This window comes from Pseudoxanthomonas sp. JC1303 (assembly GCF_058448525.1).
The window spans coordinates 2,361,958-2,375,139 of the sequence record NZ_CP185958.1; the positions used below are offsets into that span (position 1 = coordinate 2,361,958).

11 protein-coding genes are annotated in these 13,182 nt (G+C 69.0%); 4 read left to right on the forward strand and 7 right to left on the reverse strand.

What is annotated here, in order from left to right; genetic code table 11:
• Nucleotides 1-74: 74 nt before the first annotated feature.
• Nucleotides 75-416, forward strand: a complete 342-nt coding sequence (locus ACORQU_RS10505; RefSeq protein ID WP_491641136.1) for a DUF6172 family protein — start codon at nucleotides 75-77, stop codon at nucleotides 414-416.
• Between the two features lie 88 nt (nucleotides 417-504).
• On the opposite strand, the gene ACORQU_RS10510 is transcribed toward ACORQU_RS10505, so the two are convergent.
• From ACORQU_RS10510 to ACORQU_RS10530, 5 genes are all read right to left on the reverse strand, one after another.
• Nucleotides 505-1,860: a dihydrolipoamide acetyltransferase family protein gene (locus ACORQU_RS10510; protein WP_491641137.1), complete on the reverse strand. Its 1,356-nt coding sequence runs from the start codon at nucleotides 1,858-1,860 to the stop codon at nucleotides 505-507.
• Nucleotides 1,861-2,135: 275 nt separating this feature from the next.
• Entirely contained in the window at nucleotides 2,136-2,495 is a 360-nt protein-coding gene (locus tag ACORQU_RS10515) for an SH3 domain-containing protein (RefSeq protein ID WP_271647363.1), read from the reverse strand.
• A gap of 1 nt (nucleotide 2,496) precedes the next feature.
• Entirely contained in the window at nucleotides 2,497-3,555 is a 1,059-nt protein-coding gene (locus ACORQU_RS10520; RefSeq protein WP_491641138.1) for an alpha-ketoacid dehydrogenase subunit beta, read from the reverse strand.
• Nucleotides 3,548-4,627, reverse strand: coding sequence for a pyruvate dehydrogenase (acetyl-transferring) E1 component subunit alpha (pdhA, locus tag ACORQU_RS10525; RefSeq protein ID WP_491645060.1), 1,080 nt, complete (start codon nucleotides 4,625-4,627; stop codon nucleotides 3,548-3,550). The genes ACORQU_RS10520 and pdhA overlap by 8 nt, the downstream gene beginning before the upstream one ends.
• Nucleotides 4,628-4,803: 176 nt before the next feature.
• A complete protein-coding gene (locus tag ACORQU_RS10530; protein ID WP_491641139.1) occupies nucleotides 4,804-8,337 on the reverse strand; it encodes a Calx-beta domain-containing protein in 3,534 nt (1,177 codons plus the stop codon).
• A 179-nt stretch (nucleotides 8,338-8,516) separates the two neighbouring features.
• Between ACORQU_RS10530 and ACORQU_RS10535 the strand changes: the two genes are divergently transcribed.
• Together ACORQU_RS10535 and ACORQU_RS10540 are read left to right on the forward strand one after the other, a co-directional pair.
• The gene (locus tag ACORQU_RS10535; protein WP_491641141.1) at nucleotides 8,517-9,386 is read left to right on the forward strand and encodes a tryptophan 2,3-dioxygenase; all 870 of its coding nucleotides are present in this window, start codon (nucleotides 8,517-8,519) and stop codon (nucleotides 9,384-9,386) included.
• Between the two features lie 113 nt (nucleotides 9,387-9,499).
• Nucleotides 9,500-11,020, forward strand: coding sequence for a peptide MFS transporter (locus tag ACORQU_RS10540; RefSeq protein ID WP_491641142.1), 1,521 nt, complete (start codon nucleotides 9,500-9,502; stop codon nucleotides 11,018-11,020).
• Nucleotides 11,021-11,089: 69 nt separating this feature from the next.
• On the opposite strand, the gene ACORQU_RS10545 is transcribed toward ACORQU_RS10540, so the two are convergent.
• Nucleotides 11,090-11,929: a helix-turn-helix domain-containing protein gene (locus tag ACORQU_RS10545; protein WP_491641143.1), complete on the reverse strand. Its 840-nt coding sequence runs from the start codon at nucleotides 11,927-11,929 to the stop codon at nucleotides 11,090-11,092.
• Between the two features lie 92 nt (nucleotides 11,930-12,021).
• On the opposite strand from ACORQU_RS10545, the gene ACORQU_RS10550 reads away from it, so the two are divergent.
• Nucleotides 12,022-12,480 carry a DUF6265 family protein gene (locus tag ACORQU_RS10550; RefSeq protein ID WP_491641144.1) on the forward strand — a complete coding sequence of 153 codons (459 nt, stop codon included), beginning with the start codon at nucleotides 12,022-12,024 and terminating at the stop codon, nucleotides 12,478-12,480.
• 91 nt (nucleotides 12,481-12,571) lie between these two features.
• On the opposite strand, the gene ACORQU_RS10555 is transcribed toward ACORQU_RS10550, so the two are convergent.
• Complete coding sequence (locus ACORQU_RS10555) at nucleotides 12,572-13,114, reverse strand: MarR family winged helix-turn-helix transcriptional regulator (RefSeq protein ID WP_491641145.1); 543 nt, start codon at nucleotides 13,112-13,114, stop codon at nucleotides 12,572-12,574.
• Between the last annotated feature and the right edge of the window lie 68 nt (nucleotides 13,115-13,182).

Below are 13,182 nucleotides of genomic sequence, written 5' to 3' on the forward strand. Positions count from 1 at the left end.
CCCACCAAGTCCCCCACAGTCGCGCGCAGCGGCGGACGGCCTCACAATGCACGGCCGTGTTCCAGGCCAACGTCATGCGCAAGACCTACCAGCTCAATCTCGAAGGCAAGCATCCGGATCGCCTGCTGGAGGCCAGCAAGCACGAGATCCGCAAGTACATCGCGCGCGAGCAACGCAAGCCGTTGCCCGTGGGAATGGAAGTATGGCGGTTCGATGCGCGCTTCGGTGCCGACGAAGCCAGCGCCCGGGACGTCTCCTCCGGTGAACTGATTCGCGTGATCGATACGTGGGTCGCGCAGGGCGGCACCCAGTTCTACGTCGAGGTCGTGCGCCGCGCGGACATGCGCCATGCGCCGCCCGCACCCGCGGCGCCGCGGACGGGCTCGGGCGAAATGGAGTTCGACGACGCCGACTGAGCGGCCGCGCAGCGCGACCCCGCCTGAAGCGACGACGCCGGCCTTGTAGCCGGCGTTGTGGTGTGGGCGGCTAAGTGGGCGGGCCGCGTCAGTCGGCCAGCGCCAGGTCGTCGATCAGCGTGCGCAGGAAGCGCGCGGCCTCGCCGCCGGTGCAGGCGCGGTGGTCGAAGGTCACCGACAGCGGGATGACCTTGTGCGATTCGAAGCCGCCCATCACCGGCGTCATCTGGAAGCGCGCGCGTCCGGCGGCGACGATGCTCACGCACGGCGGCACCACGATCGGGGTGGCATAGCGGCCGGCGAACATGCCGAAGTTGCTCAGCGAGATCGTGTAGCCGGTCAGCTCGCTGGCCGGGATCGAGCGCTCCTGCACCTGGGTGCGCAGGCGGTTGACGCCCTCGCGCACGCCGCGTGCATCGAGGATGTCGGCATTGCGCAGGGCGGGCACGAACAGGCCATCGTCGGTGTCCACCGCGATGCCCACGTCCACGTGCGGATGCAGGGTGCGGGTCAGCGCCTGGCCGTCGAACCAGGCGTTCATCGCCGGCACCGCACGACAGGCGGCGACGATGCCGCGCACCAGGCGTGCAGTGAGGTCGTTGCCTGGCGACCAGGCTTGGATATCGGCATCGTCGTTGAGCGTGGTCGCTACCACCTGCGCGTGGGCTTCGGCCATGACCCGGGCCATGTTGCGACGCACCCCCTTGAGCGGCTCGGGCTGGCCGCTGGCGCTGCTGCCCGGAGGCGAGGTGCGCATCGGCTTGCCGCTGGCCGACAGGGTGGTGCGCGCACGGTTGGCGTCGGCGCTGGGCGCTGGCGCCGCTGCGGATGCCGCGCCACGTGCCGGCGGCACGCGACCGAGCTTGGCCGAGCCATCGGCCGCGGCCTGCTTCACATCGGCCATGGTCACCACGCCCTCGGCGCCGGTGGCGCGCACGCGGGTCAGGTCCACGCCCAGCTTGCGCGCCATCGCGCGCACCGCCGGCATCGCCTTGACCCCGCCCACGGCGACGGCGGACTCGCTCTGCACCGCATCGGAGGACTGCATCGCGCCAACCACCGTGCCGGCGTCGTCGCGCTCGTGATCGAAGCTCTCTACCGCCGGCGTCGGCGCGGGCGCGGGCTTGGCCGGTGCGGCCGCCTTCGGCGGACCGTGGTGATGGCCGGTGTCCTGGCCTTCCGCGCGCTGCGGCAGGCTGGGGTCTGGCGCGAACTGGGCCAGCATCGCGCCGGTCACCACCACCTCGCCGGCGGCGCCGGCCAGCTTGAGCACCTTGCCCGAGACCGGCGAAGGCACTTCGACCACGGCCTTGGCCGTCTCCATCGACACAAGCGGTTCGTCCAGGCGCACCACGTCGCCTTCTTTCACGAACCACTCCACGATGGTGGCATCGGGCAGGCCCTCGCCCAGGTCGGGGAGGTGGAAGGTCTTGCTTTCGCTCATGGTTGGGTCCTGCTGATGTGACGGGGACCAGCCACGTTGTCGTGTCCGGCCGCCAGGTGGTTGTGCGAGGCGTAGTGGGCGAACCACGGTTCGCCCGAGGCTGGTTGCCTGTCCAAGCCGCGCGCGGCCGGCTGGCGGCCGGACACGGCAACCCGGAGGGCCGTGCTTGAGTGCGCGCGGTGCGGCGTCATCACTCGGTCATTGATCGGCATAAATTCCTTCGTTCTTCCTTGCTCCACGCGCACTCAAGTGCGGCGTGGCAGGTCCCCATCGCATCAGCAGGACCCATTCTCTTGAATGAGTTCGATCGAACGCGCGGGAATCCAGCCGCTGCGTCCCTGTGCATCGTGCGCCCACCACCAGCCGGCGTGTTCGCGCTCCAGCGTGATCACATCACCCGGGTCGGCCTCCAGTTCGCGCGTGTCATACGCCTGCTGCGCGGTGGCGATGCCGGCATCGTCGATGCGAAACACGTTGGCTGGCATCCAGCCGCCCAGGCCCTGGGCCAGCGTGGCCCAGACGAAGTCGGGCCATTCGTGGTCGTGGTCGCCCAGGATCACGGTTTCGCCCTGGGCCACGCGCACCGCCTCGCGGTCGGGTGCGCGATGCCGGGCAATCACACGCGCACGCGGCATCTCAGCCCCGTGCAAGCGTGCGCTTGGCCGCGTCGACCACGCGCTGCGCGCTGGGCATGTACTTCATCTCCAGGCGGAACAGCGGCATGTGCGTGTCCGGGCCGGTGACGCGTTCGACCGGCGCCAGCAGGTCGTACATGCATTCCTCGGCCAGGCGCGCGGCGATCTCCGCACCAAAGCCCGCCGTGCGCGGGGCCTCGTGCACGATCACGCAGCGCCCGGTCTTGGCCACCGATTCGGCGATGGTGTCGAAGTCCAGCGGGGTCAGCGTGGCCACATCGATGACCTCGGCGCTGATGCCCTCGGCGGCCAGCGCGTCGGCGGCTTCCAGGGCTTCCTTGACCTGCGCGCCCCAGCTCACCAGGGTCACGTCGCTGCCGTCGCGCAAGACGAAGCACACGTCCAGCGGCAGCGCCTCGCCGTCATCGGGTACCCGTTCCTTGTACTGGCGATAGATGCGCTTGGGCTCCATGTAGATCACCGGATCCGGCTCGCGGATCGCCGCCAGCAGCAGGCCATAGGCGCGCTGCGGCGAGGACGGCATCACCACGCGCAGGCCGGGCACGTTGGTGAAGATCGATTCGTTGGCCTCGGAGTGATGCTCCGGCGCGCGGATGCCACCGCCCCACGGCACGCGCAGCACCATCGGACAGGTCAGGCGGCCACGCGTGCGGTAGCGCAGGCGCGCGGCGTGGCAGACCAGATGGTCGACCATCGGATAGACGAAGCCGTCGAACTGGGCCTCGGCGATGGGCTTCATGCCCTGCGCGGCCATGCCGACGGTCAGGCCGGCGATGGTGGTCTCGTCCAACGGCGTATCCAGCACGCGCTGGGGGCCGAAGCGCTTCTGCAGGCCGGCGGTGGCGCGGAACACGCCGCCGTTGACGCCCACATCCTCGCCCAGCACGACCACGGTCGGATCGTGCGAGATCTCCCAGGCCAACGCCTGGGTGATGGCTTCGATCAGGGTGATCGGGGCGGCGGTCGGGGTTTCGGTCGCGGGCAGGGCGTGCGCTTCGCCGAGGGCCTCGTGTGCCGGCGCGGGCTTGTGGTCATCCATGGCGCTGCTCCCGGGCAATGGCCTCGTCGCGCTGCCGGAGCAGCTCCGGTGGCGGATCGGCGTAGAGGTAGTCGAACATCGCTTCGACCGGTTGCACCGGCGTGGCCAGGTAGGCGTTGACCTCCTCGTCGATGCGCTGGCCGCATTCGGTCTTCCAGGCGGCTTGCTGTTCCTCGCTCCACAGGCCCTGCGCGGTCAGCCATGTGCGCATGCGCGGGATGGGATCGCGCTCCCAGGCGGCCTTCACTTCGGCATCGTCGCGATAGCGGCGCGCGTCGTCGGCGGTGGTGTGGTCGGACAGGCGGTAGGTGACGAACTCCAGCACCGTGCCGCCCTGGCCGCTGCGCGCGCGCTGCATGGCCTGATCCATGGCGTCGAGCACGGCGATCAGGTCGTTGCCGTCCACCTGCAGGCAGAACAGACCGCCGGCCAGGCCCTTCTGGGCCAGGGTCTGCGCGCCGGTCTGCGCCGAACGCGGCACCGAGATGGCCCAGCCGTTGTTGACCACGCCCAGGATCAGCGGCAGCTGGTAGGCGCCGGCCGAGTTGAGCGCGGCATAGAAATCGGTCTTGGACGAGCCCCCGTCGCCGCAGGTGCTCACCGCCACCCGGTCTTCGCCGCGCAGCTTGAACGCCAGCGCCGCGCCGGCCGCATGCAGGCACTGGGTGGAGATCGGCACCGACCAGGAGAAATCGTTGCGCGGCACCTCGAAGTCGTTGCCGCGCTCGTCACCGCCCCAGTACAGGAGCACCTCGCGCGGCTTCACGCCGCGCATGAACTGCGCGCCGTACTCGCGATAGCTGGGCGCGAAGACATCCTCCGGGCGCATCGCCGCGCCGATGCCCACGTGCGTGGCCTCGTGGCCCAGGCAGGAGGCGTAAGTGCCCAGCTTGCCGGTGCGCTGCAGCGCGATGGACTTGGTGTCGAAGACGCGGACGAACAGCATTTGCTTGAACAGTTCGACCAGCCGGCCGGTGTCCTTGGCCAGTTCGGGCAGGGGCCGCCCGTTGGAGGTGCCGTCCGGGTTGAGGTATTGCAGGTATTCGATCTGGAAACTGGCTGCCAGGGTCATGGCATCGTCGGTGTTGCGCAAAGAGGACTTCATCATAGCCCCGCCATGTTAATGACCCAGGAGCGCTTTGCCTTCCCGCAACGCAGCAGCAAGCGTTTTTAGATGTGTCGTGATTGACAAAAAAAGCGCGGCCCCTTTGCGGGGCCGCGCGGGTGCAACGGACGTTTTGTCGGTAATTACCGCACGGCGGTGGAGAAGGTGGCCGTGTTGTTGGCCGTGTTGGCTTCGGGCGAGGCGGTGGACGCTTCGGCGCCCACCTGCACCGTGCTGCCGCGGCGTGCCGTCCCGGTGGTCACCCAGATCGGGAACTTCACCGAGGCGCCGGTCGCCAGGGTCTTGGAGCCTTTGCAGCGGAAGCGACTCTCGCGCAGGCTGCCCTGGCGCACGCAGTTCCAGCCAGACGGCGTGTCGAGCAGCGACAGCGCGGTCATGGTGTTGCCGTCGATCAGCAGCTCCGGCTTGCGCGCGGACTGGCCGACGTTGCTCAGGGTCACCACGTAGCGGGTGTAGAGCTGGATGGCCTTGATCGAGGACGGGCCGGCGATGGAGACCGCCAGGTCGGCGTTGTTCGGAACCGTCACCTCGGTGGTGGCGACCGCCTGGTTGTTGTCTACGACCGGGTCGAAGGTCTGCGAGGTCGCCGCGACGGCCAGGGTCGCCGTCCCGCCGGCCTGCGTTGCCAGCGAGGTGGCGCTGACGCTGAAGCTGGCGCTGTCGCCATTGGCCAGCGAGGCACTGTTGCAGGCCACCGAGGTCATGCCGTCGGCCACCTGGGCCGTGTCACAGGTCCAGCCACCGGCCGGGGTCACCGCCATGTCCGGCAGTTCGCCGGCAAGGGAGAAGCCCACGCCCGGGGCATCGGCCGCTTCCGGCCCGTTGTTGCTGACCGTGGCGGTGTAGCCCAGGGCCTGGCCGGCGACCACGCTGGCCGGGCTGGCGCTGGCGGTCACCGCCAGGTCGGCCTTGGGTGCCAGGGCGAAGTAGGCCACCACTGGATCATGGTCGGACAGGCGGGCCGGCGAGGTCGCATCGTTGCGTGCCACTTCGGGGAAGTCGGCGTTGATGCGGGCGTGGTCCATGCCGAAGGCCGTGGTGGCCAGCACCAGGGCGTCGTTGACCAGCACGTGGTCCAGGGTCTGGGCGCTGCCGTCGTAGGTGAACGAATAGTTCTGGCCCTCCGGCAGCAGTTCACCCAGGTTGGTCAGGTCCGGGTTGACCAGGTCGACGCCATCGCCGGCGATCAGGGTCTGTGCGTCCGGCGTCGGCGTGCCCAGGATGGTGTTGATCGCATCGACGTAGCCATCGTTGAACTGGAAGGCGTTGAAGTCGCCCAGCACGGTGATGCGGCGGTCCGGGTCGTCGGTCTGCATGCCCTGGATCAGGTTGGCCAGGAACTCGGCCTGCGCCTGGCGCTTGGCACGCACGCGGTCGCCGGCGGCATCGAGCGTGTCGGCGCCATTGAGCGAGCGCTGGTGCACGGCGATCACCGTGATGGGGAAGGTGCGCCCGTCACCCCAGTGCACCACCGCGTCCAGGGCCAGCGGCGGACGATCGTTGAGCAGGCTGGTATTGCCCGACGGCTCGGTCCAGGTGGTGTCCTTGCCGTACTGGGTCACGCCGGTGACCTCCACGCGGGCGACGCTGGCGCCGACCGTGGCGGTCTTGACCAGGAAGCCCACGTCGATGCCGCCCACGTCATTGCCCTCCTGCAGGTAGGGCACGTATTGCGGGTCGGCCAGGCCTTCGGCCACCGCATCGGCATTCACCTTGTCGGCGACCTGCTGCAGGGTGGAGAGGTTCTCCATCTCCACCACGGCCAGGATGTCGGGCAGGTTGAGGTAGTCGCGGATCGCCACCGAGGACTTGGACAGGCGCATGGCGAAGGCCGCGGCAGTCAGGGTCGGCGCGCTGTTGCCATCGGCGGTGGTGTCGAAGAAGCGCTCCATGTTGTAGCCGGCGACGGTGAACTCGTCGGCGCTCGGCGCGCGCGCCGGCTGCGGGGTCACGCCCGGTGTGGTCTCGATGGCCACGGCCGGGTCACGCACCAGCACGTAGTGGCGGTAGCTGTAGTCCAGCGGGCCGGTCATGCCGGTGACGATCGCGCCGGTGGACAGGTCCAGCGCGGTGCTCGGTCCGCCCAGGGTGTCGCTGTCGACGGTGAGGATTTCCGGGTTGCCGTCCCACTGCGGGATCTCGCCGGACACTGGGGTCGGGGCCTCGATCCCCGGTTCGCGGAACGGGCGCGGCGTGTCGCCCAGCACGGCGTAGAACAGGCCGTCGCTGGTGCCGGTGGCGCTGCTCTCGTTGGTGTAGCCGCCGGTGGGGCCGACCACGCGCAGGCTGGCGGCGGTGACGCGCATGCCTTCATAGCGCTCGAGCTGGTCCAGGCCGCCGCTGGGGGTGAGCATGTCGGCGGTCAGCACCACCGGGGCGGGCAGCGGCTGACCGCTGGACAGCAGGGTGACCGAGGGGCTACCGCTGATCTCGGTCAGCGGACGCTGGTACGGATCGGCGCTGGGCACGTATTCCTGCACGGTGCCCGAAACGCGCACCAAGTTGCCCACCGCCACGGCGGCCGGCGGGGTCGAGCCGGTGTAGACGTAGACACCCTCCGAGGTGGCCGGGTTGCTGTCGGCCTCGGCGTCCGGGGTCTGCATCCAGAAGCCCGCGCCCTTGACCCCGGTGACCACGCCGGTGGTGTAGACCAGCGAACCGGCGATGGGCGACTGGATCCCACTGCCCTGGATGTCGTGGATGGCGGTCAGGGAGATGTCGTCGTTGACGATGGTGCCGGTGGCGGTCGCGTTGCCCAGCAACGCCGCGCCGACCAGGTCGGACAGGGTGACGGTGAAGGTCTCGTCCGATTCGGTGACGCTGTCGTCGATCAGGTCCACGGTGACCGTGGCGCTGGTCTGGCCCTCGGCCAGGCTCACCGTGCCGGTGGCGGCCACGTAGTCGCTACCGGCCGTGGCGGTGCCATCGGCGGTGCTCCAGCTCACGCTGATGCCGCCCGCCGGTGCAGGCTGGGTGAGGGTGAGAGTGAAGCTCAGCGGACCTGCGCCCTCGTCGCCGGAGGCATCGGCGATGGACAGCAGCGGGGTGCCACTGGCGCCGCACACGGCGCCGGCCGTGGCGCCGTTGCGCGGTGCTGGCGCACCGGTGGAGAAGTCGGCGGCGTTGTCGTTGGTATCGGTGCAGCCCTCGCCCGCGCGCAGGGCCGCGGTGGCGTTGCTCAGCGCAGGTGTGGCCCCGCTGCCCTCGTAGCAGCTGGCCGAGCCGTAGCCGACCAGGTCCACGTAGCCGGTCGGGCAGGCGCCGGAGAACGCAGACTGGCTGGACGCCAGCAGCACCTTGCCGTTGCTGCCGGACATGGAGATCGAGCCGGTCGCATCCGGAGCGGGCAGGGCGGTGGTCCCGCCGGAGCCGGCGCTTTCCTGCACCAGGTAGTAGCCACCCGGCGCGATGCTGCCGCTCAGCGGGGTCACCTGCCAGCTGCTGCCGCTGGAGCTGGCGTACTGGACGCTGTAGCTGGAAAGGTCCACCGGGTCGGTGCCGGTGTTGTGCAGTTCGATGAAGTCGTTGGTCCAGCTCGCGCCGCTGTTGCCGCCGCCGCCGTAGACCTGACTGATCACCACCTGTGCCTGCGCGCCGCTCGCGCTGGCCATTCCCAATACCGCTAGCGCCGCCAGGCGCGCCAACCGTGACGTCATCGAAGCTTCTCCATCGCGTTTTCCGGGGGATGCGCCACTGTCCGCAGCGCGATTTTCGACTATGAACGAATCCTGAGTAAATTGCATGACAGGTCACAGATGGCGTGTGCGCCATCCCGCGGCGTGGGTCCGCGCGCGACCGGCTACCATGCCGGACCCCTCCGCAGCTGGCGGTTTCGATGCAGATCCAAGACAACGAGCGGCCGCTGGAAGACGGCATTCACACCGACCTGGCCGGCCGCACCACCTATGGCGGCTATCTGCGGCTGGACCTGCTGCTGGCCGCGCAGCAGCCGCTGACCTCACCGGCGCACCACGATGAGATGCTGTTCATCGTCCAGCATCAGGTCTCCGAGCTGTGGATGAAGCTGATGATCCACGAGCTCAGCGCCGCCATCGGCCACCTGCAGCGCGACGAGGTCTGGCAGACCCGAAAGGTGCTGGCGCGGACCAAGCAGGTGCTGCGCCAGCTCACCGAACAGTGGTCGGTGCTGGAGACGCTGACCCCGTCGGAGTACATGGGCTTCCGCGAAGTGCTGGGGCCGTCCTCGGGCTTCCAGTCGCTGCAGTACCGGCAGATCGAATTCATGCTGGGCAACAAGAACGCGGCCATGCTCAAGGTCTTCGCCCACGATCCGTTCGGCCAGCAGGCCCTGCGCGGGGCGCTGGAGGCCCCCAGCCTGTACGAGGAATTCCTGCGCTACCTGGCGCGCTTCGGCCATGCGGTGCCGCGCCAGCACCTGGAGCGCGACTTCAGCCATGCGCACGTGCGCGACGAGGCGCTGCTGCCGATGTTCGAACGCATCTATGCCGACACCGACCGCTGCTGGCGCGAATACCAGCTGTGCGAGGACCTGGTGGACCTGGAGACGCAGTTCCAGCTGTGGCGCTTCCGCCACATGCGCACGGTGATGCGGGTGATCGGCTTCAAGCGTGGCACCGGCGGCTCGTCCGGCGTGGGCTTCCTCAAGCAGGCGCTGGAACTGGAGTTCTTCCCCGAGCTGTTCCAGGTGCGCACGGTGGTGGGGCTGGCGCCGCCGTCGCGCTGAACACGGCCGGCAATGGTTTCATTTGACGCCAAGGGGCCGCAGCGGTGATCCTGCCGCGTCCCCTTGGCGGGACGTTTTTTTGTCCACGCACGCTGCATAGGGGAATCTGACGCATGACCGCCGAGTCCAAGTCGCCCACGCTTGAACCCGTTCCACCGATGAATGGCGATCCGCCGGCCTTCGGCGACCTGATGGGGCATCCGCGACCGCTGTGGATGCTGTTCATGACCGAGTTCTGGGAACGCTTTGCCTTCTACGGCATCCGCTGGGCACTGGTCCTGTACATCGTGGCCCAGTTCTACGGCGGTGAAGCCTCGGGCCAGGGCGATGCCAGCCGCACCTACGGTGCCTATCTGGCGCTGGTGTATGCCGCGGCGATCTTTGGCGGCTACGTGGCCGACCGGCTGCTGGGCTACCAGCGCTCGGTGCTGGTGGGCGCGGCCGTCATGGCCGCCGGCCTGTTTCTGGTGGCGGTGCCCAACCACACCGTGTTCGAGATCGGCCTGGCCACGGTGATCATCGGCAATGGCCTGTTCAAGCCGATCATTTCCACCCTGGTGGGTAAGGTCTACAGCCAGCGCGACGAACGTCGCGACTCGGGCTTCACCATCTTCTACATGGGCATCAATCTGGGCGCGATGGTCGCCCCGCTGCTGACCGGGTGGTTGGCCGACAAGGTCTTTGGCACGCCTGAGATCCCGGCCTACAAGGTGGTCTTCATCGCCTCGGGCGTGGGCATGCTGATCAGCATGGCGTGGTTCTGGATCGGACGTGGGGCGCTCAATGGCGTGGGCGCGCCGCCGCCGGGCGCTGAAAACCCGATGCGCATCGTGCTGGTGGCCCTGGGCGCGATCGTGGCAATCCCGGTGGCCTATTTCCTGCTGGCCATCGGCGCGCAGGCCCTGGCCTGGATCCTGGGGGTGATGTTCATCGCGCTGGCGGTGCTGTTGCTGGTGGAAGGCATCCGCGAGGGCAAGGTGCAGCGTGACCGGGTGATCGCGATGCTGATCATCTTCCTGTTCAACGTGCTGTTCTGGTGCTTCTTCGAACAGGCCGGCAGCAGCTTCACCTTCCTGGCCGACGAGATCGTCAATCGCCAGTTCGGCAGCTGGACCTTCCCGACGGCGTGGTTCCAGTCGGTCAACTCGGTGGCCATCATCGTGCTGGCGCCGGTGCTGGCCTGGCTGTGGGTCAAGATGGGGCGCATCAATCCCTCGATCCCGCGCAAGTTCGGCCTTGGTCTGCTGTTCAACGGCTCGGCCTTCCTGCTGCTGATGTTCGCCCTGTCCACGCTGGTCAGCGATGCCGGCACGATCCCGTTCTGGACCTTGTTCATGGTCTATGTCCTGCAGTCGGTGGGCGAGCTGTGCCTGTCGCCGATCGGCCTGTCGATGGTGACCAAGCTGGCCCCGGTGCGCCTGGTCGGCTTCGGCATGGGCGGCTGGTTCCTGTCCACCGGCATCGGCAACAACCTGTCGGGCATCTTCGCCGGCCTGGTCAGCGGCGAGGGCGGCATGACCGTGGCCTCGGCCGAGCACGCCTACACCATGGGCTTCTGGATCCTCACCGCGTTTGGCGTGGTGCTGTTCCTGATCGCCCCGCTGGTCAGCAAGCTGATGCATGGCGTGAAGTAGGGCCTGGATCCGGTCCACGCAGCGGCGGCTCCGGCCGCCGTTTTGCGTTTTCAAATGCGGCCGATGCGCTCAGGTGCTGGCGTATCCGCGCACGAAGGCCGCCGCCAGCCGCGCTGCGTCTGCCGCGTTGCGGTCGCCCGCCAGCGCGCGGACCAGCCGCGCCGGGGTCATCCCGGTCAGGCGCGCCAGATCGTGGGTGGCGTGGGCCTGGTCGCTGTAGCCGTGGCGCGCCGCCGCGTCGGCGATGGGCGCGGCGGCGGCATCCAGCGTGCGAAGCAGGCCCTGCAGGCGGCGCACCCGTGCGTATTCCTTCGGCGTCAGTCCCACGGCGGCGAGAAAGCGCCCCTGCAGGGTGCGCATGGCCACGCCCAGCTGATCGGCCAGCGCGCGCATGCGCAGATCGCCCTCGGCCGCATCCAGCAGCGCGGCGGCGCGCTCGGCCAGGGGATCCACCGTGAAGCCCGCGCAGTGGACCTGCAGCAGGTCCCAGAGCGGCTGCTGCGTACCGGCCTGCACGCCGGCTCGGATCGCGGATTCGAAGCGCGTGGCGAAGACGGCGTCCAACGTGTACAGGTCCGGCGCCTGGTCACGCAGGCCGCCCAGGCGCTTGCCCACGACCAGGCCGCTGGCGGCGGCCGTCAGGCGCACGCCGATGCAGTGCACGGGCCCGGTCGCCTGCAGGCGGATGGGGCCGCGTTGCTGGGCCGCGAAGCAGAAGGGCTGGTCCGCGCGCAGTTGCCCGTCCATCCCGTGGAATCGCAATGGCACGCCGAGTTCGGCCAGCAGTTCGCAGCGCCCGTCCGGATAGACGGCCTGGATCGCCGGATCGGGCGATTCGTCGCGGAGTTCCCACAGGCATTGCACGTACTGGCGCAGTGCGAGGGGCGGAGCGGATTCGGTGTAGTCCATGGGCCTGTATCGAATCGGGCCGTGCGCGTTTTTACAAGCGTGCACGACCGTTACCTCGCTAAGGTCGCGCCTCCTGACATGGAGCGACGACGATGCGAAGGGCCAAGGCGGTGGTGGGTGCGGCGATGGCGATGTGGTCAGGCGTGGCGCTGGGCGCCAGCCCCGACCTGGGCTGGCTGACCGGACGCTGGTGCGCCGCGCGTGCCGGGCAACTCATCGAAGAGACGTGGCTGGCGCCGGTGGGCGGTGCGTTGATCGGGATGTCGCGCACGACCCGCGGCGAGGCGACGCAGTCGTTCGAGTTCATGCGCATCGCGCGCGACGGTGCGCACACGGCCATGCACGTGTTGCCCAACGGCGAGGCGGCCACCGTCTTCCCCATGGTGGCAAGCGGCCCGGGCTGGGTCCGGTTTGCCAATGCCGCGCACGATTTCCCCAACACCATCGAGTACCGCAGCAAGGGCGAGCGCCTGCACGCCTGGATCGCCGGGCCCGACCAGGAGGGCAAGCCCATGCGCATCGTGTTCGACTACACCCGCTGCGCGCCTTGATCGGGCCTGCGCCGGCCACGGCGGGCGGCGGGCGGCCATGAACGACAACGCCGCGGGAGACCGCGGCGTTGTGGTGGGATTCGCTGCGGCCTTAGCCCAGCGGCGGATGACGCTCGGCCGAGGACACCGGGCTGACCGGGGCGTCCTTCAGCCCATCCAACAGCTGCTCCATGCCGGCCCCGCCCAGGCGCCCCATCAGGGCGTGGAGTTGCTCGACCTCTTCGGGCGAGAGCACCGAGAGCAGCCGCCGCTCGCACTCCAGCACCAGCGGAGCGACGGTGTCGTGCAGTTCCTGGCCCTTGGTCGACAGGGCCAACACCGAGCGGCGGCGGTCGTCGCCGTGGATGTCGCGGCTGACCAGTTCACGCTCCAGCAGGCGCGCCACGGCGCGGCTGACGGCCACCTTGTCCATGGCGGTCTGCTCGGCGACCTCGCCGGCCGATAGGCCCGGATAGCGGGCCAGCACGCACATGGTGCGCCACTCGGTCATCACCAGGCCGAAGCGCCGGTAGTACTCGGCGGAAATCGCCTGGCTGACGCGGTTGGACAACACGCTCAGCTGGTAGGGGACGAAGGTTTCCAGCTGCAGGGTCAGCGGCTGGGCGGGGGGCAGGGAGGCGTCTGGCTGGGTCATGGTGCGCTGCGGCGTGCGGCCTTGTTTCAATTGAAACTATGCTGCCGCGAGTTCCTTTGCAAGATGGG